Below are 22,023 nucleotides of genomic sequence, written 5' to 3'. Positions count from 1 at the left end.
ATTATTTAAAGTTTTCCGAGGTTGGTGCGACCTAGGATTACATGTTGTTGTTCGTTTTCGTCATCGCAATCGTGTAAACGACCTTGCGGATATATGGTGTGAAGCGTGCTCAGAATATCATTCAGGCGTTTTAACTTGGTAACGGGCTGTGCTTGTTCCATGTTGGTTTTGTTTAACAGCCAGTCTTGGTAAGCAGCTTCGAGTTCCATCATTTCATTTTCCTCGCCTTCCATATCATAACTTTCTGGATAGCCAATCCAACAGATTTTTGCAACAATATGTGCTGGTAGCTCTTTCCGTATCAGGTGCTCCATAAAACGTCGGAAATCGACATTGCTATACCGTTCCGTCCATCCCGGTAATACAATGGATACCCTAAAGGAATACGGATCGATGCCTTCACATCCTTCGCAGTTATCTTCGCAAATCGGTAAAAAGGAAGCGGGTGAAGCGGTGTTTTTGGTGATATCGGGACGTAAGAGAATATGTTCAAATAAGAACATTCCTTCATTTAATTCCAGCGAATTCATGAATTCGACCGTTTCATTTATAGCGGCTTCTGCATTTTCCAAGGAAGCGTAATACCCTATTTTTCTAGCGATTACATGCCCTTCATCCTCCACATCGGGGATATTAGGATTGGTAAGATTGAAATAGAACTTTCCGCCATCGGTGGTCTTGATTTCATAATTTTCAACCTTTCTTCCAAAGTTCCGAACATTGAAAACTTCTTTGTATAAGTTAGCTAGTGAATGGTAATGCTTACTGGAAGACTGTAAAATGGTTTTGTCTTCGCGTCGAATGCGGAAGCGATATTCGATGATGCCATCGGTGTCTATTTCCTCGTAAATCTCTAGAGGATGGTCGCTAAAATTTCTTCGGTTGAAGTTCGGATTACCTGTTAGCAATGCAATTCTCTTTTGAAAAGCGGAAACATTATCGGTATCCCACAAATTTGCTTCTTCCTGTTTGTAATAGTTGAAGGCCAACGGGCGCTCGCAGCCAATAACATCATATTGTTGAAGAAAGCCTTCCTTGGTCTGCATAACCACTTCATCGGTATCGGAACCGTACAACTGCTTCATCAAAAAGGCATATTCACTGAAGCTTTCGGCGAATCGCGCCAATAAATGATCTAATTGGGCATTTCTCCGTGTAACAGAATCATCAAGATCCTCGAATAGCAAATCGGTGATAGCGGTATCATCGGTATAATTGGCGGAAACCAAAGGACTGAGGTCGGTAACTGAAGTTAGCGCTTGGGTAAAGTACGATTGACGTAGTTCACCATTTATTGAAAAAATTGCTTTCACCTTTTGTAAATGGGCAAAGTAGCTGGCAAGAATCTGATCGAAGAACAGCAAATATCCTTTCAACTGACGAATCTTCGCACGCTGTTGCATGGTCGCGTTACCCTTTGGTCCCAACGGCCCCGTGCCATACACTTCCGGTAGGTCGTTTTGCACCGATTCATACTGTTCGATGTTTGAAAAGATACCTTCCGGCAAGTCCAATTCCTTGCTCAATGCTGCAAGTTCCTCCATGTTTTTTGCTTGCTGATCGCGCGTTTCCTTTCGGAAGGCTTCTACAGCTTCAACGTCAATATTGAGGGGAAGAAATCCCTTATAGTAACTGAAAACGCTTTTGTTACAGAGCACGGGTTTCGTGCCTTTTGGAACGCAGAGTACCCACTGCTTTCCAGGTGTTTTGGTATCATCGCAATGCTGAAGCGTGATATCCTTTATCACTTCAACACCTTCAATCTGCTGAATGAGGTAGATAATATCACTAAGACGGACCTCAGTTCGGAGTTCTGTATTGGCTAGTTCCTCGGCTTCAATAAAGCCATGGGTAAGCAAAGGACCGTTATAGATTTCGTCGGTCGGAATTCCTTTGGCAATCATTTCCTTTAGTGAGTAAAAGGGAAGCGCTGGCGATAAATAATCTTCAATGATATCCAGTATTTTGGTGTGAATTCGCTCTTCATCAGCATCTGGCGCTACTTCAATCTGGGCACAAACAGAAACAGGAAACGGCTCCACTTCAGAAATGCCTACAATGTCTTCACATAAATTTCTATGGGCATGATACACGTTTCGAACTTCGTCTTTTAGGCGTTTTTTCTCAGCTTCTATTTTAGATTCAGTATTGAATTCATCTGGGTCGAAAGTGTCGAAATCCAATAACACGTCATACAAACCATTCAGCACAAATTCTTTTTGATACTTTGAATCAATTCCAAACGGTTTATAGGCCAACGCATGATTTTTACAGTCGGCATATACTGTTTTTTCATGCTTTCGAAGCCAAGCGTTCTTGATTCCAGGAATATCGATAAATAATTTCCGATAATCGGAAGGCGAAACCGGCTTTATAGGAAGGGCCTTTTCAGCCGTTAGAAATTGTTGCTTCAAATATTCTCGATTGCCTTCCTCGGCCAAAATATCCTCCATCGGCAGCTTCATCCGAGCACCCAAATCGGTGATGGCGTACGCTAAAACCTCTAAGATGGTAATACCAGGATCATGACTGTTATAATCGGTCCACAGTGCACTTCCCATCGACTCGATATACTCGATTCCTTTCTTGCGAAGAAAATCGAAGTCCAAATCGTCGCCCGAAGTGGTGTTCTTCACCAAGGTTTTATATGATGTTAGGGTAGACATTGGCTCGTTTGTTTTGGAGTTTTCGATTTGCAGCTTCCCGTTGTTACTTCAATGTGGTGTTGTTTGGCCGACACCAAGATGCTTTTCGGACTGGAAGGAGTGACCGCTATTTTTTCGGTGTATGCGGTGGTTTCTGAAATTCGATGCTCTAGAACCACGCTGTCGAGGTAATCGACATAGGGCAAGGTTTCCATCCATGAAATTAGCGTACTGCGATGCACCGTGCCGCCAAAATTGATTTTAGAAATAGTCTCGAACGTCCACGGACTTAAGTACTTCTTAATATCTTCATCCAATTGCTTGGTATAGAAAAGTGCATCGAAACCTTTATGAAACTTTACCTTTAGCGATACTCGAACTTCCTCGTATTGTGGATTTTCGATCTTGGCAGTGACGAAGAAACTGTTCTTGTTGTTGATGTAGTCGCTAATTTCATTGCGTTTGGCGGTGCTGACCCTCGGTTGAAAAATGTCGAACACGTTTTTATTTTCTGTATTTGGAAGTACTAATACCGTCACCGCTCCCGGCGCTTGATAATTCGCGTCATCGGTATGGTTCAGGCACTTAACACGATGGATATCCTTAAACTGTTCTAAAATAAGGTGTTCGTAGTCCCATTGGGTGATGGCGCGATCGCGGTGACGAATCCGTTCGCTGATGCGCTTGTAATATGAATCGTCGCTTTCTTCTGCACGTCCACCAAAAGAATTATACGGCTGCGTAACTTTTTTCACCTTGGCATCGCGAAGTGTCAGTTTTGAAATCGTTTCGGCAGGCAACCCTTTTTCCAAATGTGAAAAGATATTTTGGTTGTCGATTACCTCCGCAGTGATAACCTGGGCATGTACGCCGATGATTTTCGCCGAAGCATCGAACGATTTTGGGCTTTTTGCGCGTAGCCAATTATGTCCAGACGGTAATTCGGTGGTTTGAAGTGTAGCTTCCGAAGGAATGGCAAGAGTTACGATGCCCGTTTTTAGGAAATTATCCGTCGTATCGCCCAACAGTTGCTCGCTATCCAAGTCCATCCAACCCGTTTCGGTGAGCATAGCCCATTCAATTTTTTCGTCAGCGGTATAGGTATCGGCCAACGGGTTTTCAGAGCCTTCCAATATTTGAAACAGTAGCGAAACCTGTTGTTGGGGTACTGCCTGTTCCAAACCAATGTATAATTCGCCTCCTGTGCAGTACACCGGAAACAAATTACTGTCGTTTTTTGATTGTCCGAAGGGATGTTCGTGAAACAATTGAAGTGGTTTCAATCCCTCCGTATTGTTATTTGCATTCTTGAAATCGCGTGCCTGGGAAGCGGTATAATTTACCGAAAGTGACTCTAATAAGGGTGTATACGGCTGATTCGGAACGACGGTGTCTTCCTCTGAACTCAATGCCAAGGCATAGATTTGCGGAAATAGATCGTGCAGGAACGACTGTTTCAGCGAAAGTTTCAACGGTCCGTTATAACCTGTAGTTACACCCGTATTTGTAAAGGTATTTTGTAGTTGAAATCCTTCTGAAGCATCGGCAAACACTGGTTGGTTTTGTTCCAGTTTCTGAAAAGTTTCCTTGTTTTCGATGGAAACGTTCATTTTGAAGTAATCGTTTCCCGAGACATATAGGTTTAAGGGCGTGGTGGTAGGCTTAAAGATATTGATATTACTTCCTGGAGAAATATATAGATTCTGGATGCTATCGAAATTGAAATACAGCGTGTGATGGTATAGTTTCGGGGACAGGTTGAAATTGTTGCCATCCTTTCGATAGGCGATATAATGATCCTTGAAATCGTTAGGGGTTTTCAACCAGTTGCCTTGAATGGAAATTGACTCCCATTTTTTTGCAAATACCTCTTTGCTATCGATGTAGAAAGCAGAACGTTGCATCGGTTGGGTGGTGAAGGGAAAGAAAGGCTTATCGGCTGCTATAGCGCCCAAATCGTTTCGTAGTTGAAGGTTTTTTACATCCTCTACCTTCAACTGAACCGTCGATTTCAAAAGTTTTTGTTGAAATAGTTTGGTATAGATGGTATATCCTTTCTCGAATTCTGGTGAAGCGGTCTTCAACAGAAATCGAAATACGGGCTCATCGGTTTGTAATTGCCCCCCATGAATATCTTGTGAATACGGTATTACAGCACCTTCGGTCTTAGGTATGGTAAGCCAAAGGTTAAGGCTTTCATCTGAAACACCTGTTCGGAACCCATGTGAAGTAGTGGTATTGAGTGGAAAAGGACCAAGCCACCCTTTTTCGCCTGTGGCATATACCTCAAAGGCAGTAACCAAGTCGTTGGTTGCTATGGCTTGTAATTTTTTTTCAAATGAATGGACAAGCGACACATGCCGTTCTCCTTCTGCCAATCGCAACGTAGGACAAGCGATAGAAAATCCGATCTGCGCCACCTCTAGTGGCTGCTCGGGTTGAAAATGGGTGGGATAGCCAAAGGGATACCATTGGGGCGTTTCCTTAAAAGGCTTTCCCTTGCCATCAATGGAATTTACAGCATCGGCAACGAAGATACCATTGTGTTCCTTCGGATTGCCAGCTTTTTTACGATGGTGGTAGATGCTTTTTAGCTGTGCTACTTTGGTTTGATTGATAATCTTTTGCGACTCCGTTTCATATTGAAGTCGATTGCCTTCAGCATCCTTTCCCGCTTCAAGCGTAGTATTTTCTTCTATATTGGCTTCGGAAGTGTTTTTGGCCAATTCAAAAAGTAAATGCACTTTATCCTTTACCGCTGCTTTCTTTTCAATTTGAAGAATTTCACCATAATAGAAATCTAAGTGACGTTTGGTAATAGCATTAAAACGCTCCTTGGAAATGTCCAAAAGTTTTAAGAAACTTACGAAAAGGGTTAAGTGAGGGGTGAGGTCCTGCGAATTCTCCAAAGAGCTCAGAAACGCTTCTATGTTCTCACTTTCAGAAAAGAAGGCTTGCCAATCGCCATTTTTAGCATTGGTTTCGGTGTCGAAGTAATTGACTTCCTTCGCAAAGCGAAGCGCAAACTGCATCCATTCCCGAGTCGAGAAATCGTTCAATAGCACGCTTTCGGGCGACAATGCTTTCGATTCACGTTGTGCCTGGGTGGTGCCCCCGTGTTGGGTCAAAAAGGTATGGTCGCAGTTTTTAGCCATTATACTTCAGTGCCTTCAAGTTTGTAAAAAGGGAATACCATATTGCCACGGCTGTTAGTAATGCGGATACGATATTCAATTTTGATTAATACCTCACCATTGCGTTCGTTGGTGGTATCCAATTCAATAGCATCTACATCAATGCGCGGTTCGTGTAATAGAATGGCGGTTTCAATTCTATCCTTGATATAGGTCTTCAGCGTTGTATCCAACGGTTGAAATAACAAATCCTCTAAATCGCACCCATAACCAGGAAGCATTATACGTTCCCCGAGTCGTGTCGACAATAATATTTCCAAGCTTTTGTTGATATCAACCACGCCAGTGGTCGTTACCAATTCTCCCGATTGTTTATCGAAATGGGGCGGAAAGCTCCAACCTTCCCCTAAAAATTGATGTTCTGTTTTCATTCGTTTAGTTGCTATAATTTTATCCTCCAATTAGTACCGTAAATTCTCCTAACACTATCGAACCTCCGTGTGCGGTAGTGTCGCCCATACGCGCTGCTGGCATGCCACCGATCAAAACCGTGGTCGACCCCATGACAATGCTGTCGGGCGGACCGGCACAGGTGGCCATATCGCCAACCCTAGCTGCTGGCAACCCCCCAATCAATACCGTGGGTTCTCCGGCCGGTAAAATCGGTCCACCCACATGCGGGCTCCCATTCGGGTTTACCATGGGGCAAACATGCATATCGTTTATTCTAGCGGCTGCTGGCATCTTCTTAATTTATTTGAACCAAACTTCCCTTTAAGACAGCGATAGCACTGGTGCTGACTTCAGCTCCCGCACTTCCTTCTGCCTTAAATTGGGCATTGGCTTTTGCATTAATATTCATTCCTTCTAAATTGATATCGCCTACGGCTTTAAGGTTGAGATCGCCTTTGGTGTCTAGTGTAATTCCATCACTTTCAAGCGCAACCTTGTTTTGATGGTCGTCTTCAATTATAATGCTGTCGGCATCCTCATCGATTATTATTTTTTTTCCACCAGGTGTCTCGATAGTGATGCTTTTCTTTTCATCATTGAAGAGAATTTTCATTTCACTTCTGGTAACAAACCCTTTTTCATGATTGTCATCTGTTGCTGAAATAGGTGCCGGTTTACTGCTGCTATGAAGCATACCCAGTACTACCGCACAATTTGGATCGTCGTTTATGAACCCCACCAAAACCTCGTCGCCGATTTCTGGACGAAAGAAGGCTCCTCTATCTTCTCCCGCATCCAAAGAAGCGATGCGTGCCCAGATGCCTTGTGCTTCGTGGTTAATGATGGGGATTTGAATTAAAATTCTGTCTTCTCCGTCGGGATCATCTTCTAGTTGTGTTACGATACCTGTTTGAAGTCCGTTAACCGCTGGCAATAAGCCTGAGGCTGGAAGTTCATTTATATCGAAGGTCTCACTAAACCATTTAGGGTTTAAGCCGAACTGCGCATCGCAGGTCCAGTTTCCTTTTCGTATTTCATGGCGAATGCCGCTTATGTAACATTTTCCATTGAAGCGTTCGCCGACACCCTCAAGATTTAGCATAGTTCCAGGAAGTACTTGCGGAATGCCTTGAAACTGTATTCTACCTCTGGTCTTCGCCATTTGCTGAAACAGCTGCTTCGCATCGCTCCACTGCTGAAGCACAGCGCTGTTTAGCGTTCCACCGTGCTTCAGGTCGAGCGAATCCACGTTCAGGATATCGGCTAATTCAGAACTGGAAAGATTGCCATTTAAGGTTATTTCTGGATCGGATGCTTCCGTTTCGATCAATTCCTGTTCGGAAGGATTCCATCCAAACGAGGTAATCGTATTAAACTGCTCTCGCGCATCTATTTCTGCATCAAAATTCAAAAGGGTGGCTCCAAAAGCAACCGTTTCCACTGCTTCCTGTGAAAGATCTGGTTTTGCAATTTTGATAGCACCATCATTCACCATACAGATTTTGCCATTCGCTTGTACACGCGTCATCATAAAGTCCCAATCGGAAGCTCTGTATTGCACCATTTCCTTGTGCGTTGTGCCACCGCCTTCAACATCGGCAGTCAAGTTGTATTGTTGGATAAGGCTTTCGGCTATTTCGGCATCGGAGCTATCGTAAAAGAAATTACTTTTTCGTCCGATGGTCATTTTCACTGCTTCATCGCGACATTCCACCACCAACACCGACTGGTTTTCACGTATTTTGATGCTGTGTTTTATGATAATGCCTTTGAAGATACTGTCCTCTTCATTGTGATAACCCGCCTTTATTTCTATTTTTTTACCTGGTAGTAACGTGTCTTCATTACTTAATTTGAATTCCTCTTCCGAAGCTCTTCCGTCTAAGAAGATGAGTTGTGCAAACGGAATTCGGTTTACCTCTTTTTCAACCAAAATACTCTGCACATGGTGAACGGCCGAAAGTTCGGTGCCTTCAACCAAAATGGTGAAGGTGACTAAATCGGCACTCTGTGCAGTTTGTATGGTTCGGCTGTTGTTCATGAGGACGCTTTTTCGATAGGAGGGAACATAATTTCCTGACCTGGGGTTAGGTTTCTAAAGTTGGTCAGTCCGTTGGCTGCAGCTACCTGCAAGTAATATTTTGAATTGCCATAAATGCGATGTGTCATCAAAGGAAGGGTATCACCTTCTTTAACCATTCGTATATGGGTGACGTCGGGCGATTGGTTGTTCTCCTTCGCCACGCGTAAATCGTCCTCAATGGAACCTTTAAACTGCGTTCTTGCCACTGCCCTAAGCGGTGTACCGTCGGGTGAAAACAATTTGAACTCGATATCCATTTGCTGTAGAACGCCTTTAAAAAGCAGCGTTCCCCAACCAATCATCACATAGTTGGGTTTGTGTTGATCGCCGTCGTAATCGAACACGATTCGCTTGAATTTTTCGATATCGTCGATGATACCATCCCCTTTTAAGTTCTGACTTCCACGAATGGCGCCTGTACGGTCGAAGAGAAACTCGACGGCTAGGTTTTCGGGCGGGGTACGTAAATACTTCCCCTGCGAACCGCTGGTACCTTGGCCCTGCGCTTCGGTATATTCCACCGAATAGTTTAGGGAATAGGTTTCTGGGTTCAGCAAAGAGCTGAATTCTCCATCGGCTATCTTTTCCGTAAAAGCATCGTCCTTATATCCGATTACCCTAAGTTTTTTGAGCTGTCCTAAGCGCATTATCGTTCGTTTTTACGTTTTTCCAATTGCATAACCTCTTCGACACAGGCCGCAACAATAGCCTCTCGGTTTACACCTGGTTTTTGTCGTTGTGCGTTCGTTTGCTGCGAATCGTCAACATTAATTTTGATATGCAGTTCCTTAATTTCGATGGGCATGGCTATACGAGTCTGAAATAGTTATAGGCTAATTCAATAGTTTCGATGGCTATTTCGCTTTGTTCGGCGTTGAAATCGCTTACGCTCCATTTTACTGGATAAGCGCTCACGACATTCCAAGTGACCAAAGGATCGTGTTCTTCATTTAAAAGTTTCACAGTAAGGTCAATCGGCAAGAATTCAAAGGCTTCAATAGCACTTCGGCACCAGGCAATAACGGCCGAATCTTTCACCAATCCGCGTTTCAATACTAAATTTGGGTAGCGCGATCGTTTCGGGAATTTATGAGTGAAACGATTCTCCCCGCCTTCGGCGAATTCCTCTGTATCGATATCGACCGTTAATCCCGACACCGATTGGAATTGAGTGTCGACATCCTGTTGTTTGATACCTAGGAATTCAACATTGAAGTGAAAACTGACTGGGGGATAGTTCGCAGCCATTAATCGCCGTTTTGAATTACAAGACCTTCGTGCGCTAACTCTAAGGTTTCAATCGCTGCTTCACTAGCATCGCCTTTTAAATCGGTGCTTTGAACCTTAATGGGGAATGCGTTCTTTACTTTCCAGACAATTACCGGTTCATGCTCTTCATTCAATAGTGAAATCGTGATATCGCGTCGCTCAATGGTATTCAATTTCACACTGTTCCACCATCTGAAATATTCGTTGTCGTTTGCAAAAGAGCCGCGTTTAAGCGTAATGTTGCTGTATTTCTGCATGCCGGGCATCTTAATCTTGCTGTATTCTGGGCTTGCACCGTTGCGGTATTCGATTACTTCTGTTTCAACATCTAGTCCGGTCACCTCTGTGAAGCCTATGTTCGTTCCTCCCCAGTCTACCGAGAAGTGAAACTTTACTAATGGATATGTATCTGACATGATTTTGATTTTTATGATTAGTGGTTACTGCTTATGCTTCCTGCATTTTGTGCGAGAATTTCAAGATGATGAACTCTGCAGGGCGAACGGCTGCCATTCCGATTTCAACATTCATTCGTCCGTTAAGGATATCGTCGGCAGTCATAGTTTCACCCAATCCAACCCGTACAAAAAACGCTTGCTCTGCCTTGGCTCCGGCCAATGCGCCAGCGCGCCATTGAAGGGTTAGGAAGTTCTCGATCATTGCACGAACCTTCACCCAGGTATTGGCGTCGTTGGGTTCGAATACGAATGTTTCAATAGCCTTTTCAACCGATTCCTCAACCATATTGAAAAAACGGCGTACTGGAACATATTTCCATTCGTTGTCATTGCCTGCCAAGGTACGAGCCCCCCACACCATGATTCCTTTGCCGGCAAAGGAGCGAATGGCATTGATGGACTTTCCAGATGTATGAACATTCAGATCTTTTTGGTCTTCATGGGTAATACGAATGCTTGGTTTCAAGCAGCTACTTACCGATACATTGGCAGGAGCCTTCCAAACGCCACGGTTAGCATCAACACGTGCATAAATTCCGGCCATAGCAGCGCTAGGCGGTAGGGTAATGGTCAGTTTTTCCAATTCCACCTTGATAGCATTGTACAATGCTAAATCTTCGTTAGAACCGCCATTATTGACGGTATCGAGTGTTACGGTATCTAAGGATCCTGCTGAAGTAGCATTGGTTTCATCGATCACTTGATGATCGATCGTCACTTCATCGTTTTGGAAAGCATACGGGAATACCGTCTTTAGAAATGGGTGATACACTGCACCGTATTTCATTAATTCGATATCGTTTCCGAGCGAGGCAGTTCCTCTGACATTTGCAGCATTATCGCCGAAAGCATCAATGATTACGAAGCGGTCTTTTAGCTTCTGTGCCTGTTGCAGCGCTTGGTTTATCATGGAATAATAGCTGGAAGCTCCCGATACCGCCATCGCATCTGGAAAGACGATTAGGGTGGGTTCATCGAATTTCTCCAATTGGTTTAAACCATCAACTAAATCCGTTTGGCTTACACTACCTCCAGCATAATCGCCTACTGAAACGATATAGCAAGGACCGCCGCCATTATCGAAATATAGCCTCATAGCATAATGCATGAAAAATGGGCTAGGGGTGCTGATAGATGTGCTTATCTGTCTATCCAAGACTACTGACGGTGCACCGCTATTCACCGTATCTTTAATGGATACGGCTATACCGGTTTCGTTTTGGGCTTTACCGAACCAACGCTCGTATTCCAAAAGGGAAGTAATGCGCGTGGGTTCGTCGGTTAGATCTTCACCATTCTTTTCAGCTTTTTGGGTGAAGCCGACAAAGGCAGGGATTGCGGTTTCCACTTGCGCGACGGAAGGAGGGAAGGTCGATATTTCCTCTACGTAAACGCCGGGTGTTTTGTACGATGTTGCCATAATTTGCTATTTAGTTAATGTATATTTCTGAAATTGTTTTAATGATATTGCCGTTTCCGTCCTTCTCGAAAATAATCCGTGTGGGATCGGCGGCTGGAAGCGGCTCGCTATTGAATGTGTAGCCAACGATTCCGTTTTTTACTAGAGGTAATTGGGTGGGGTCGGTAGAATGCACCAGGGTATTGTCGAGTGCATTTTTATAGTGCCAAACGGTACTTCGGTTATGGAAGTGAAGCTTAAAAGTTTTGGGAGTTAAAAGCGGCGGATTTCCATTTGTAAGAATGTTTCTAGTATTGCCATCATACCCAGTTGTATCGTCTCCTTGCATTTCCAAGGAAATAACGCCAAACAGACTGAGACGCTCTTTTTCCGTGAACCCCACTTTTAGGGCGTCCCATGTCGTTTGGCTGATGGTATAATCTGAAATAGGTGTTTTAGTCGTTTCAAGATCGATGTATTTAAAGCTGTTACCTTCCGAGGCTGGTTTTTTGTTTGAAAAATAGAAGGGCTTTTGCGGTATGGCAGAAACCGTAGAATAGTTTTCAAAGATGAAATCGTTGATGTAAAGGAGAAATTCCAATTTTATATCGGGTTCAAGCGGTATTTTTGGGGTGAAGTTTCCACTGTTGGGCGTAACTTCTTCTACCTGAATCAGCAACGTGAAGCCTTTTTCGGTTGGCTTGAAGATTATGCGATGCCCATTTAATAGAGTGTGGGTGGCTTCAGAAGGCATCACGCCCATAAACTCACGAAAATCGTATTTGGATAATTGTTGCTCTTTCAGCGTTGGCGAATCATCGAAAGATGTAACACCATCGTTCAGAAAATATTCGTGATAGAGGTTTACGTCACATAACTTCTTATATATAATGGAAAAACTCATGATAGTATATGGTTAAGTTCTCCGTTGATTTCAGTGATGGCAGGACCTGTGCCTTTAAGGACATTTCGCTCTACCTTAATAATACTCAGTTTGTAAAGCGCGCAGGGACGTGATTTTCCGCCCATCATTCCCCAGACATAATTGAGTTGCTCAAAACTGGGCGTGTACAATTGGACAGTAAAATGGAACTCCGAGATATGGTCTAATTTGCCCCCATCGGCCAAAAGGGGCGTATTGGTTTGGGTGAACACTTTTTTTCCCTGAAAAAACTGAAGAATGTAGGATAAAGCCAATAATGATTTGTCGTATCCATTTCTATTCGCAGCAAACATGACATACGTATTTAGGTGGACCGCCTTGTTCTTATATTTTGTAATACCATTCTCTACCCGTGTGTTGGGTTTGTTTTTGAGAACGATTTCTTCTTCGATATTCAATAGGGAAAGCAATATTTTATCCTGTAGTGCATTCTGATTTGGATCATCCATCAGCGCTCCGTTGGCAAGTAGTACTAAGTCGGTACCTTCCCCTTTATCTTCGAGGAATTTCGCGCTTTGATTCTTCAATATTTCTAACACTTCGTAAAGCATGGGGTCTGGATAACTATTTTGATTACCCAAAGCTACAATCTAACAAAGGCTTGTTTAACAGTTTATTAACTAGAATGATGTTCTGCTTTTGCTCCAAGTTTTTGAGGTGCAACACGGTTTGGATTAGGGGAAAAACCCCATGTATGAAAAAGGGGTTTTGCCTGTTTTTGAGATGAATACTTCAACATTGCCCGCAAAAGTTTTACTTTCGTTGATAACTAACTATGTAACTTTAAAAAAAATCAATTATGGCGAAACCAGCGAAATGTATTAGTGTAGCCGATGCGAAGGCAATTCAGAAGAACTGGAACGATTCAAGAGGAGCCGATATCGAAAGCGCTCTGGGCGGTCCGGATACGTTCGAATTCACCTACAACATTGACGAATTACGAGAATATTTAGATTATGTGGAGGATCAGGCAACCAAACAAGGTATTGCCAATCCAGGAGTTCGATTATATTTTGCAGCGTATAACGATTCTAAGTCGCATCGTGCTACCGTCTTTATGTGTCCTTCAGAAACAGACGATAAGGACTCTGCGAATATCTATACGATTGATGCTTTCAATCAAAATGGCGGAGGATGGCCTCCAAAAAAGTATGAGTAATACGATTCTGATTTGAGTGAATATCTAATTTTTACGGGACCAGTAACGCTCTTAGAGATTGCCGCTGCTCTTTTAGGGATTTTCTATCTGAAAAGCGGTGCTAGATCCAATGCAGCAAAACTTATCGTTTATTTCCTATGTTTAACTGCTTTTGTGGAAATAGTAGGTAGTTATGCTGCATTGGCTTATTTCTCTGAATACAACTATTTTTCATTTGTTGAAAACACCCCTTTCGTACGAAACTTTTGGTTGTACAATATTTATAATATTGTTGCTATAATAGTGTATTGTGAATACTTCAGAAGGCAGTTGGCACATCGTATGCTAAAGAATGTTTTACTTGCCGGTATGGTACTATTCACAATTTTGGAAGTAGCGAATCTCTATACCCACCCAGATATCTACTTTAATGCCTATACCGCATTTTCAAGTATCGGCGGAACAGTACTGGTGTTATTTTCTATAGGATTATATTATTATCATTTATTGAACAGTAACGATATACTCGAGTTTACCCACCATCTTCCGTTCTATATTTCTATTGGGGCAATACTCCTACATATTACACATACCCCTTTATTTATATATAGCAATTATTTTAACGAAGAAAAGGGAGCAGAATTTGTTGATTTATATCGCATGCTAATGCTAATTACGAATGTATTGGTATATTTAACCTATGCAATAGGTTTTCTATTATGTCGAAGGAAGAAAGACTCCTCATCCTCTATTTTATTATAGTCCTTGTTTTTGCTATAGGTGTAGTAATTGTCCTTTTTATTACCTTTCAGAGGAGAAAGAACAAGCTACTGCTGAATCAATTAGCTCAAAAAGCAGCCTACGAGGAAGAAATTTCCCGTACGAAGGTTGAAATTCAAGAGCAAACCCTCAAAAATATCGCCTGGGAACTACATGACAATATTGGGCAGTTATTGTCTGTGACCAATATCCAGCTTAACATGCTGCATGGAATTCTTCCCTCCGAATTCCAACAACCTTTGAATGAAACTAGAGGTATCGTGAAGGATACGGTGAAAGAGGTGCGAAACTTATCTAAAACGCTTAATAACGACGTTATTTCGAAAAATGGCTTGGTCCCTTCGCTAGAAGTTGAACTAGAGCGTTACGATCGACTTAATTTTTTGAAAACGACTTTTATGGTTGAAGGTGAAGAGGTTTCGCTACCTGGAGTGGATGAAATTATTATTTTTCGAATCCTTCAGGAATTTTCGAATAATACCCTGAAACACGCGAAGGCAACAACGCTATCGATACACTTGAAATTTACGCCTCAAAACCTGGAAATTATGGCAGCCGACAACGGTGTTGGGTTCGATACTTCCAAAATCTCCCTGAATTCTGGAATGGAAACGATGCAGAGCAGAGCACAACTGTTAAATGCTTCCTATTCCCTAACCTCAATTCCTAATCAAGGAACAAAACTATCGCTAACGTATCCCTATAAAGATGAAACAAACCGCTAACTATCCCATTGCAATTGTAGATGATCACTTTCTCTTTGCGAGTTCTTTGTCTAAATTGGTGAATTCCTATGAATCTTTTACGGTTCAGTTTCAGGCAACCAATGGAAAAGATTTACAGCAAAAATTAGAAACTGCCGAACAGCTCCCTAAAATTATCCTTCTCGACATCAAAATGCCGGTAATGGATGGCTTCGAAACGGCTTCCTGGCTTCAGGAGCACCATCCCGATATTAAGATTTTGGCACTGTCTATGGAGGATGATGAAAATACCATACTTCGCATGCTTCGTCTAGGAGCGAATGGTTATTTGCTAAAGGACATTCATCCAGATAAACTAAAAGTAGCGCTGGAAGAAGTCATACATAAAGGCTTTTATCACACAGAAAAGGTGGCCGAACACCTACTACATTCCCTTCACCAACCTGCAAAACCGGACAAAGATGATTTTCGTGAGAATGAATTGATATTCATGCAATTGGCGAGTACAGAAATGACCTATTCGCAGATTGCTTCCGAAATGAACCTAAGTCCCAAAACCATCGATGGCTATCGACATGAACTTTTTAATCGACTAGAAGTGAAGAATAGGGTAGGATTGGTAATGTACGCGTTAAAAAATGGGCTAATCGAATTCTAGAGACAGGCATTCCACAATACATCATCGGGTGGTGGCGCCACAATGTGCAGCGGCTCTTTTCGGACTGGATGAACAAATTTCAGCGAACGCGCATGTAAGTGAATACTTCCGTCAGGATTGCTACGGTCGTAGCCGTATTTTAAGTCACCTTTAATCGGACAACCAATAGCGGAAAGTTGGGAACGAATTTGATGGTGACGCCCTGTTTCTAGTTGAATCTCCAACAAATAATAGCGATCCAGTTCCTTTTTAATTTTATAGTGAAGTATACCTTTTTTGCTATTCAGAACTTCCTTTAAATGCGAATAGGATTTATTCTGTTTTGGATTGCGTTGAAGAAAATGTTCCAAACGATCGAAGTCCTTCGGCGGTCTGTTCTGCACCAATGCCCAATAGGTTTTTTCGGTTTCTCGTTCGGCAAAAAGCTTATTCAATCGCGATAGGGCTTTTGAAGTCCTTGCAAACACTACCACACCACTCGTAGGGCGATCCAAGCGATGCACAACGCCCAAATAAACCGCACCCGGTTTATTGTATTTCTCGGCGATATACGATTTAACGACTTCCGCTAAAGACTTGTCACCCGTTTTATCGCCCTGTACCAAGTCGCCAGGACGTTTGTTAACAATCAATAAATGATTGTCTTCAAATAAAACTCGAAGATTATTTTTATCACTATGTTCCTTTTCGCGTGCGATGATAGAACCTTAATATTGTTCCTTATCATTCGGGAAGTCGCCACTCTTCACATCGTCGATATACTGTCGGAACGCACCGGTCATTTCAGCATATAGGTCTAAGTAGCGGCGTAAAAAACGTGGATTGAATTCGTGCGTCATTCCTACCATATCATGCGTAACCAATACTTGTCCGTCTACGCCATTACCCGCTCCAATTCCGATGACCGGAATCGTCAATTCCTTGGCTACTTCCGCAGCAAGTGAAGCAGGTACCTTTTCCAGCACCACGGCAAAACAGCCAATTTTTTCAAGCAACTTGGCATCCGACTTCAATTTTTCGGCTTCTTCTTCTTCCTTCGCACGTACGGTATAGGTTCCAAACTTGTAGATAGATTGCGGGGTAAGTCCTAAGTGACCCATTACCGGAATCCCAGCATTTAGAATTCGCTTTGCGGAATCCTTTATTTCTTTACCGCCTTCAATTTTAATAGCATGTCCGCCGCTTTCCTTCATGATACGAATGGCAGAGCGCAAGGCCTCTTTTGGGTCGCTTTGATAGCTTCCAAAGGGAATATCGACCACCACTAGACTTCGCTCGATGGCGCGGACCACCGAAGTGGCGTGATAAATCATTTGGTCTAAGGTAATGGGTAGCGTAGTTTCATGACCCGCCATCACGTTAGAAGCCGAATCGCCAACCAAGATTACATCTACACCTGCAGAATCCACAATTTTTGCCATGGTATAGTCGTAGGCAGTAAGCATGGAGATCTTTTCGCCATTCTTCTTCATATCGACCAAGGTCTTGGTCGTTATTCGTTTATATTCTCGTTTTGCAACCGACATATAGTTTTTGTAACAATTAGGAACGTAAAAGTACTAATTTTAAGCATCACTAAAGAATACAACCTATGACACGAGTTATTTTTTTACTATCAATTTTATTTGCGTTGAATAGTCTCGCTCAGGAGCAATTTTCAGAAGAAAACGCAAAGGCCTTAATCGATACATTTTTTGAAGGGTTTCATGCTGGCGATACGCTTCAGATGAAGTCGGTGTTAGCTGAAAACGTTTCACTTTTAACCGCCCATACGAATAGCGATGGAAAACCTTCACTATCTGACGGAACTATCGACGATTTGTTGAAGGCTATTGCCAATCGACCATCAGACCAGAAATGGGAAGAAAAGCTTTTGGATTACAGTGTTCAAATAGATGGAAATCTGGCGCATGTTTGGACACCCTATGAATTTTGGTTGAATGGAAATTTTAGTCACTGCGGTTCCAATGCCTTTACCTTGGCCAAACTTCCGGATGGATGGAAAATAATTCACCTTATTGATTCTAGAAGAAGAGAAGATTGCAAATAATCAGGAGTAGTAAAGTGGTATCTAGCAGTCGCTTAAATTAACCTGTACCGCTAAACCTCCTTCACTGGTTTCCTTATACTTTGAAGTCATATCCTTTGCCGTTTCCCACATGGTGGCGATTACCTTATCCAATGGTACCTTCGCTTTTGAGGGATCGCCATCCAAGGCTATTTCACAGGCATTGATTGCCTTAATGGCTCCCATGGCATTCCGTTCGATACACGGCACTTGTACTAAGCCGGCAACCGGATCGCAGGTAAGGCCAAGATGATGCTCCATAGCTATCTCTGAAGCCATCAAGCATTGTTCTGGAGTTCCACCCATCAATTCGGTCAACGCTCCTGCGGCCATAGCTGAAGAAACACCAATTTCGGCCTGACACCCACCCATCGCGGCACTAATGGTAGCACCTTTTTTGAAAAGGCTGCCAATTTCACCTGCCGTTACCAGAAAGCGTTTGATGTCCTCGAAGTTGCCATCATGGTTTTCAATAACAAGATAATACATCAACACCGATGGAATAACGCCCGCACTACCATTTGTTGGGGCCGTGACCACTCTTCCCAGTGAAGCATTTACCTCATTTACCGCCAAGGCAAAGCAAGAAACCCATTTTAAAATCTGACGAAACTTTACTTCTGTATTACGGATACTTCGAATCCATTCTGTTGGGGATTCATAATTCTTTTCAGGAAGCAATTTTTTGTGCATTTCGAAGGCGCGTCGCTGAACGTTCAACCCACCTGGTAAGACGCCTTCCGTATGACATCCGATATACATACTATCGAGCATCACATCCCATATAGCTTGTAATTTCGAGTCGATTTCAGCATCATCTCTGAGTGACTTTTCGTTCGCCAATACGATTTGGGAGATCGGTTTATTTTCCTTTTTGCAATATTCCAATAATTCTGTAGCCGTTTGGGTAGGAAAGGGAAAATGGGAAAACTTCTCCAGTTTCTTCTTCTTACGCTTCCGTTCGCGTTGCACCACAAATCCTCCACCAATGCTGTAATAGGTATCGGAAAGCTTCTTGCCGTCCTTCAAAAAGGCGTTGAAAGTGATTCCATTGGGGTGAAAGTCCAAAAACTTTCGGTTGAATTTTATATCCTCCTTTGGATGAAACGGAATTTCCAGTTCAGAATTTAGCGCTAAAGAATGATGCTTTTCAATACTTGCGATATCGTCTTCAATATTTTCAATAGGGTAGGTAACAGGATCGGTTCCCATAAGACCTAAAATAACAGCTGTATCGGTAGCGTGGCCTTTACCAGTTAGGGAAAGAGAGCCGTATAGGTTTACGCTTACTCTTTCAATAGTATCAAAACGACCCGATTTTTTCAATTTTTCAATCCATCGTGCGGCCGCAACCCACGGACCCAAGGTGTGCGAACTCGAAGGTCCAACACCAATTTTAAGCATATCGAAGACACTGATACTTTCCATAGCAATTCAATTGTCACAAATGTAAGCGTCCGCAGTACAAACGCCAAGTTTATTGTTTCGAAAACACAACAAGACGTCCCTTTTTTTCAACATGTGAAAATCCGAAGTGGTTTTTGATCCATTGCAAACTGCTTGGGTTGAAAAACGCCACGTGCGTTTCATCATTTTTATAGTACCATTCGGAAAAGAGCTGGTCTTCTTCAAGAAAATCGGTCATACAATATAACCGACCGCCTTTCTTCAATAAGGAAAACAACCGTTGAAATTCTGCATCTGGCGTATGAAAATGCTCTACCACTTCACAGCAAACGATATAATCGTATTTTTTTTTAAGAGTGGAAGAGTTTGGGTGAAAGTATGGGTCGTATAATTCCAACTGGTAGCCTTGATCCGACAAAAGCTTTGTAATCACGGGACCGGTGCCAGCACCATAATCTAAACCCATGGTGTTTTTAGGTGAAAAGTCCTCGATCACAAGATCCACAATTGGAGCGACAAACCTTTGGTATCGCTCGTCCTCGATATCATTGTTATGGGTGGTATACCGATATTCTTCTTCTGAAGACGAAGGAAAATCCTCCGGGTGCATAAAGATTAGTCCACAAGTGAAGCATTGCGAATACGCTCGTTCAGTTCCAGAGGGAATTCGCTGTGTTTGATCGCTATGACAGAGCAAACAGGTTGGCATCCTTAGACATCGCGAACCGACTTGATCTTCTTCAGCTTTGCCTTCCAGACCTCTAGTTGTTCCTTATGACGTGCGATATTCTTATGAACCTCTTTCACCAATGGGTTGTCATCGTCTACATGCTGAAAGAAGCCTAAGTTGTTCTCCAACTGACGGATCTCCCCTTTGGTTTCCTCAATCTTTTTGGAAATGAAGAAGTGTTCGTTCTTTAGCTTGCGCTCATCTTCGCGGTTGGCAAGTGTATTCAACTTATTATCGAACTTGATAAGCTCTGCCTCTTTTTTCCCAACATCCAATTTGCTGAAAAGCTCATCCAATTTTTTGTTGAAAGTTTTTTCGATGTCGCGCTTCTTGTACGGCACACGCCCCATTTTCTTCCACTCCGAAATCTTCTCTTTCAACAACGCTAAATCCTTGTCATGGTCACCTGAAAGCTCCAAATTGGAAAGTGTTTCCAAAAACGCTTCTTTCTCCTGAAGGTTTTCTTTTTCACCTTCCTTTGCCTTGTCTTGCTTGGCATGTAAGCGATCGAAATAATTGTTACAGGCTGCCTTAAACTGTTTCCAAAGCTTGTCGCTATGCTTTCGCGGGACATGTCCGATTTTCTTCCAATCGCTCTGAATTTTCTTCATTAAGGGAGTCACCGCATCAAAATCGTCGCTATCGCGATTTTCCTCTGCAATTTTAACCAGTTCCCGCTTCTTTTCCAGGTTTTCGTACTGCTGCTTTTTCTGATTTTTGTAAAACGCATTCTTGGTTCTGTTGAAAGTTCGGGTAGCATCCTTGAAAGCGTTCCAAATCCGTTTGTTCTCGGACCGTGGTACCCTACCCAAGGCGAAAAATTGGTCACGAAGCTCCTGTACCTTTTTGATGGCATTTTGCCATGCATGGTGATTGTCTTTGGTGCTTTCAGCATATTGCTGAATCTGTGAAATCAGTTCTTCTTTCTTTCCGACATTCGCTTCGTATTCTTTCTCCTGTTCTTTTAGATATTCTGAGCGCTTATCATGAATAATCTTGGTAGCGGCGCTAAACTTCTCCCAAACTTCGTCGCGATATTCCTTGGCCACCGGCCCAACGTCTTCCTTCCACATTTTGTGTAACATCTGAAGCTCGCGGAAGGCCTTGTTCATGTTCTTTTCCTGCGCCAATTCCTCGGCACGGGTAATAAGCCTAATTTTCTGTTCTAGGTTATGCTTAAAATCGAGGTCTCTAAATTCCCGGTTTAGGTGAAGGAAGTCGTAGAAGTTTTCAACATGGTGACGGTAGGTGTTCCATGTTAGATTGTACTTGTCTCTCGGAATAGGCCCGGCGGTATGCCATCGTTCCTGAATATCCTTGAAATGGTTATAAGTAGAATTGATGTTTTCCTCGGCATTCAATAAGCCTTTCAATTCCTCAATTAACTCTTCGCGCTTTTTGAGATTGGCGTGAAGGTCTTTTTTAAGGCTTTTGTAATAATTATTTCGCTTTTCCTTATAATCGAAATAAAGCGAGTTGAATTCTTTTTTAAGCGGTGTGGTGAAGTGAAAGTCGATTATATTCCCACCTTCTGCTAGAAACTCCTCTTTCTTCTGATCTTGAAGTTCTTGAAACTGGTTGTTGAATTCATTTCGGATTTCATCAACATCATTCTTGATTTTTTGAACCGGTTTATTTTGAAGTAAGTTTTTAAACTCCGCGATCAACTGCTTTTTTGAAAAGGTACTGTAGTCCTTCGATTCCTCCTCTTCGTCATGTTCATCGGCTTCTTCATCGTCTGAGGATTCGATCTCTTCCTCGTCTTCACCTTCGTCTTCATCACCATCGGACTTTTTGGTATCTTCTTTCACGTCCTTTTCTGAAGCCGATTTCTTCTTTTCCTCATCCTTGGCTTCCTTTTCCGCGATATCCTCTTCGCTAGCACCCTCGGGCATATCCGGATCCTTTTTCTTTCCTTCGGCTACCGCTTCCGATTCGGCAAGCATGGCTTTTTCGATACCATCATTGGTTTCTTTCTCGTTGGAAGAATTGGATTCTTGCGAGCTGTTTTGGTTTTGTTCAGAGGACGTTTCAGTGGGCTTTTTTTCCTCTTCAGATGGAGTTGTTTTCTCGTCAGACATAATACGCTATGTTAAGGGTTCAAACGGTTTGTTGTGCGGAATAGGCAAGATACTAACTCCACAGCAAACAGCA

At 42.7% G+C, this 22,023-nt stretch carries 22 protein-coding genes; 5 read left to right on the top strand and 17 right to left on the bottom strand.

The genetic code is table 11. The features are described from left to right. Positions 1 to 5: 5 nt before the first annotated feature. Genes I4Q58_RS00850 through I4Q58_RS00795 form a run of 12 tightly spaced genes read right to left on the bottom strand, consistent with a single transcriptional unit; the run spans position 6 to position 12,935 of the window. Positions 6 to 2,666, bottom strand: coding sequence for a YegP family protein (locus I4Q58_RS00850; protein WP_203292781.1), 2,661 nt, complete (start codon positions 2,664 to 2,666; stop codon positions 6 to 8). Next, positions 2,654 to 5,800 carry a baseplate J/gp47 family protein gene (locus tag I4Q58_RS00845; protein WP_203292779.1) on the bottom strand — a complete coding sequence of 1,049 codons (3,147 nt, stop codon included), beginning with the start codon at positions 5,798 to 5,800 and terminating at the stop codon, positions 2,654 to 2,656. Before I4Q58_RS00845 ends, I4Q58_RS00850 begins: the two co-directional genes overlap by 13 nt. Continuing rightward, complete coding sequence (locus I4Q58_RS00840; RefSeq protein ID WP_203292777.1) at positions 5,800 to 6,210, bottom strand: GPW/gp25 family protein; 411 nt, start codon at positions 6,208 to 6,210, stop codon at positions 5,800 to 5,802. Before I4Q58_RS00840 ends, I4Q58_RS00845 begins: the two co-directional genes overlap by 1 nt. Positions 6,211 to 6,229: 19 nt before the next feature. Continuing rightward, positions 6,230 to 6,523: a PAAR domain-containing protein gene (locus tag I4Q58_RS00835; protein ID WP_203292775.1), complete on the bottom strand. Its 294-nt coding sequence runs from the start codon at positions 6,521 to 6,523 to the stop codon at positions 6,230 to 6,232. Positions 6,524 to 6,527: 4 nt separating this feature from the next. Further along, complete coding sequence (vgrG, locus tag I4Q58_RS00830; RefSeq protein WP_203292773.1) at positions 6,528 to 8,273, bottom strand: type VI secretion system tip protein VgrG; 1,746 nt, start codon at positions 8,271 to 8,273, stop codon at positions 6,528 to 6,530. Then, entirely contained in the window at positions 8,270 to 8,962 is a 693-nt protein-coding gene (locus I4Q58_RS00825) for a CIS tube protein (RefSeq protein ID WP_203292771.1), read from the bottom strand. Before I4Q58_RS00825 ends, vgrG begins: the two co-directional genes overlap by 4 nt. After that, the gene (locus tag I4Q58_RS00820) at positions 8,962 to 9,120 is read right to left on the bottom strand and encodes a DUF5908 family protein (RefSeq protein WP_203292769.1); all 159 of its coding nucleotides are present in this window, start codon (positions 9,118 to 9,120) and stop codon (positions 8,962 to 8,964) included. The genes I4Q58_RS00825 and I4Q58_RS00820 overlap by 1 nt, the downstream gene beginning before the upstream one ends. A 2-nt stretch (positions 9,121 to 9,122) precedes the next feature. After that, positions 9,123 to 9,563, bottom strand: coding sequence for a phage tail protein (locus I4Q58_RS00815; protein WP_203292767.1), 441 nt, complete (start codon positions 9,561 to 9,563; stop codon positions 9,123 to 9,125). After that, on the bottom strand, positions 9,563 to 10,000 hold the full coding sequence (locus I4Q58_RS00810; protein WP_203292765.1) for a phage tail protein: 438 nt from the start codon (positions 9,998 to 10,000) through the stop codon (positions 9,563 to 9,565). The genes I4Q58_RS00815 and I4Q58_RS00810 overlap by 1 nt, the downstream gene beginning before the upstream one ends. Positions 10,001 to 10,031: 31 nt before the next feature. After that, entirely contained in the window at positions 10,032 to 11,462 is a 1,431-nt protein-coding gene (locus tag I4Q58_RS00805) for a phage tail sheath family protein (protein WP_203292764.1), read from the bottom strand. A gap of 10 nt (positions 11,463 to 11,472) precedes the next feature. After that, positions 11,473 to 12,345 (bottom strand): hypothetical protein, encoded by an 873-nt coding sequence (locus I4Q58_RS00800; protein ID WP_203292762.1) that lies wholly within the window; start codon positions 12,343 to 12,345, stop codon positions 11,473 to 11,475. Continuing rightward, complete coding sequence (locus tag I4Q58_RS00795) at positions 12,342 to 12,935, bottom strand: DUF4255 domain-containing protein (RefSeq protein ID WP_203292760.1); 594 nt, start codon at positions 12,933 to 12,935, stop codon at positions 12,342 to 12,344. The genes I4Q58_RS00800 and I4Q58_RS00795 overlap by 4 nt, the downstream gene beginning before the upstream one ends. A 248-nt stretch (positions 12,936 to 13,183) precedes the next feature. Between I4Q58_RS00795 and I4Q58_RS00790 the strand changes: the two genes are divergently transcribed. From I4Q58_RS00790 to I4Q58_RS00775, 4 genes are read left to right on the top strand one after another with little or no spacing between them, the layout of a single operon-like run. Continuing rightward, positions 13,184 to 13,543 carry a hypothetical protein gene (locus tag I4Q58_RS00790; protein ID WP_203292758.1) on the top strand — a complete coding sequence of 120 codons (360 nt, stop codon included), beginning with the start codon at positions 13,184 to 13,186 and terminating at the stop codon, positions 13,541 to 13,543. A 12-nt stretch (positions 13,544 to 13,555) separates the two neighbouring features. Next, positions 13,556 to 14,284 carry a hypothetical protein gene (locus I4Q58_RS00785; protein WP_203292756.1) on the top strand — a complete coding sequence of 243 codons (729 nt, stop codon included), beginning with the start codon at positions 13,556 to 13,558 and terminating at the stop codon, positions 14,282 to 14,284. Then, positions 14,242 to 15,027 (top strand): sensor histidine kinase, encoded by a 786-nt coding sequence (locus tag I4Q58_RS00780; protein ID WP_236002785.1) that lies wholly within the window; start codon positions 14,242 to 14,244, stop codon positions 15,025 to 15,027. Before I4Q58_RS00785 ends, I4Q58_RS00780 begins: the two co-directional genes overlap by 43 nt. Beyond that, positions 15,011 to 15,664: a response regulator transcription factor gene (locus tag I4Q58_RS00775; RefSeq protein WP_203292754.1), complete on the top strand. Its 654-nt coding sequence runs from the start codon at positions 15,011 to 15,013 to the stop codon at positions 15,662 to 15,664. The genes I4Q58_RS00780 and I4Q58_RS00775 overlap by 17 nt, the downstream gene beginning before the upstream one ends. Here I4Q58_RS00775 and I4Q58_RS00770 read toward each other — a convergent pair. Together I4Q58_RS00770 and panB are read right to left on the bottom strand one after the other, a co-directional pair. Continuing rightward, positions 15,661 to 16,296: an RluA family pseudouridine synthase gene (locus I4Q58_RS00770; protein ID WP_236002784.1), complete on the bottom strand. Its 636-nt coding sequence runs from the start codon at positions 16,294 to 16,296 to the stop codon at positions 15,661 to 15,663. The two genes, I4Q58_RS00775 and I4Q58_RS00770, sit on opposite strands and share 4 nt — an antisense overlap. 75 nt (positions 16,297 to 16,371) lie before the next feature. Further along, complete coding sequence (panB, locus tag I4Q58_RS00765; RefSeq protein WP_203292752.1) at positions 16,372 to 17,190, bottom strand: 3-methyl-2-oxobutanoate hydroxymethyltransferase; 819 nt, start codon at positions 17,188 to 17,190, stop codon at positions 16,372 to 16,374. A gap of 65 nt (positions 17,191 to 17,255) precedes the next feature. Between panB and I4Q58_RS00760 the strand changes: the two genes are divergently transcribed. Continuing rightward, positions 17,256 to 17,714, top strand: coding sequence for a nuclear transport factor 2 family protein (locus I4Q58_RS00760; protein WP_203292750.1), 459 nt, complete (start codon positions 17,256 to 17,258; stop codon positions 17,712 to 17,714). A gap of 21 nt (positions 17,715 to 17,735) precedes the next feature. Here the strand turns inward: I4Q58_RS00760 and I4Q58_RS00755 are convergent, their stop codons facing one another. The 3 genes from I4Q58_RS00755 to I4Q58_RS00745 are packed head-to-tail and all read right to left on the bottom strand — an operon-like array spanning position 17,736 to position 21,950. Further along, a complete protein-coding gene (locus tag I4Q58_RS00755; protein WP_203292748.1) occupies positions 17,736 to 19,160 on the bottom strand; it encodes an L-serine ammonia-lyase in 1,425 nt (474 codons plus the stop codon). Between the two features lie 49 nt (positions 19,161 to 19,209). Beyond that, positions 19,210 to 19,848, bottom strand: coding sequence for a class I SAM-dependent methyltransferase (locus tag I4Q58_RS00750; protein WP_203292746.1), 639 nt, complete (start codon positions 19,846 to 19,848; stop codon positions 19,210 to 19,212). Between the two features lie 2 nt (positions 19,849 to 19,850). Beyond that, positions 19,851 to 21,950, bottom strand: a complete 2,100-nt coding sequence (locus I4Q58_RS00745; RefSeq protein ID WP_203292744.1) for a DUF349 domain-containing protein — start codon at positions 21,948 to 21,950, stop codon at positions 19,851 to 19,853. Positions 21,951 to 22,023 lie beyond the last annotated feature (73 nt).

This window comes from Luteirhabdus pelagi, from assembly GCF_016827595.1.
Taxonomy (GTDB): Bacteria; Bacteroidota; Bacteroidia; order Flavobacteriales; family Flavobacteriaceae; genus Luteirhabdus; species Luteirhabdus pelagi.
Note: the sequence above shows the minus strand (reverse complement) of the source record. Positions and strands in the feature narration are given on the sequence as shown.

Excerpts from the sequence above, each read along its gene's own strand:
- I4Q58_RS00850 (WP_203292781.1), bottom strand. The coding sequence starts at position 2,666 with ATGTCTACCCTAACATCATATAAAACCTTGGTGAAGAACACCACTTCG.
- I4Q58_RS00845 (WP_203292779.1), bottom strand. The coding sequence starts at position 5,800 with ATGGCTAAAAACTGCGACCATACCTTTTTGACCCAACACGGGGGCACC.
- I4Q58_RS00840 (WP_203292777.1), bottom strand. The coding sequence starts at position 6,210 with ATGAAAACAGAACATCAATTTTTAGGGGAAGGTTGGAGCTTTCCGCCC.
- I4Q58_RS00835 (WP_203292775.1), bottom strand. The coding sequence starts at position 6,523 with ATGCCAGCAGCCGCTAGAATAAACGATATGCATGTTTGCCCCATGGTA.
- vgrG (WP_203292773.1), bottom strand. The coding sequence starts at position 8,273 with ATGAACAACAGCCGAACCATACAAACTGCACAGAGTGCCGATTTAGTC.
- I4Q58_RS00825 (WP_203292771.1), bottom strand. The coding sequence starts at position 8,962 with ATGCGCTTAGGACAGCTCAAAAAACTTAGGGTAATCGGATATAAGGAC.
- I4Q58_RS00820 (WP_203292769.1), bottom strand. The coding sequence starts at position 9,120 with ATGCCCATCGAAATTAAGGAACTGCATATCAAAATTAATGTTGACGAT.
- I4Q58_RS00815 (WP_203292767.1), bottom strand. The coding sequence starts at position 9,563 with ATGGCTGCGAACTATCCCCCAGTCAGTTTTCACTTCAATGTTGAATTC.
- I4Q58_RS00810 (WP_203292765.1), bottom strand. The coding sequence starts at position 10,000 with ATGTCAGATACATATCCATTAGTAAAGTTTCACTTCTCGGTAGACTGG.
- I4Q58_RS00805 (WP_203292764.1), bottom strand. The coding sequence starts at position 11,462 with ATGGCAACATCGTACAAAACACCCGGCGTTTACGTAGAGGAAATATCG.
- I4Q58_RS00800 (WP_203292762.1), bottom strand. The coding sequence starts at position 12,345 with ATGAGTTTTTCCATTATATATAAGAAGTTATGTGACGTAAACCTCTAT.
- I4Q58_RS00795 (WP_203292760.1), bottom strand. The coding sequence starts at position 12,935 with ATGCTTTACGAAGTGTTAGAAATATTGAAGAATCAAAGCGCGAAATTC.
- I4Q58_RS00790 (WP_203292758.1), top strand. The coding sequence starts at position 13,184 with ATGGCGAAACCAGCGAAATGTATTAGTGTAGCCGATGCGAAGGCAATT.
- I4Q58_RS00780 (WP_236002785.1), top strand. The coding sequence starts at position 14,242 with ATGTCGAAGGAAGAAAGACTCCTCATCCTCTATTTTATTATAGTCCTT.
- I4Q58_RS00775 (WP_203292754.1), top strand. The coding sequence starts at position 15,011 with ATGAAACAAACCGCTAACTATCCCATTGCAATTGTAGATGATCACTTT.
- panB (WP_203292752.1), bottom strand. The coding sequence starts at position 17,190 with ATGTCGGTTGCAAAACGAGAATATAAACGAATAACGACCAAGACCTTG.
- I4Q58_RS00760 (WP_203292750.1), top strand. The coding sequence starts at position 17,256 with ATGACACGAGTTATTTTTTTACTATCAATTTTATTTGCGTTGAATAGT.
- I4Q58_RS00755 (WP_203292748.1), bottom strand. The coding sequence starts at position 19,160 with ATGGAAAGTATCAGTGTCTTCGATATGCTTAAAATTGGTGTTGGACCT.
- I4Q58_RS00750 (WP_203292746.1), bottom strand. The coding sequence starts at position 19,848 with ATGCCAACCTGTTTGCTCTGTCATAGCGATCAAACACAGCGAATTCCC.
- I4Q58_RS00745 (WP_203292744.1), bottom strand. The coding sequence starts at position 21,950 with ATGTCTGACGAGAAAACAACTCCATCTGAAGAGGAAAAAAAGCCCACT.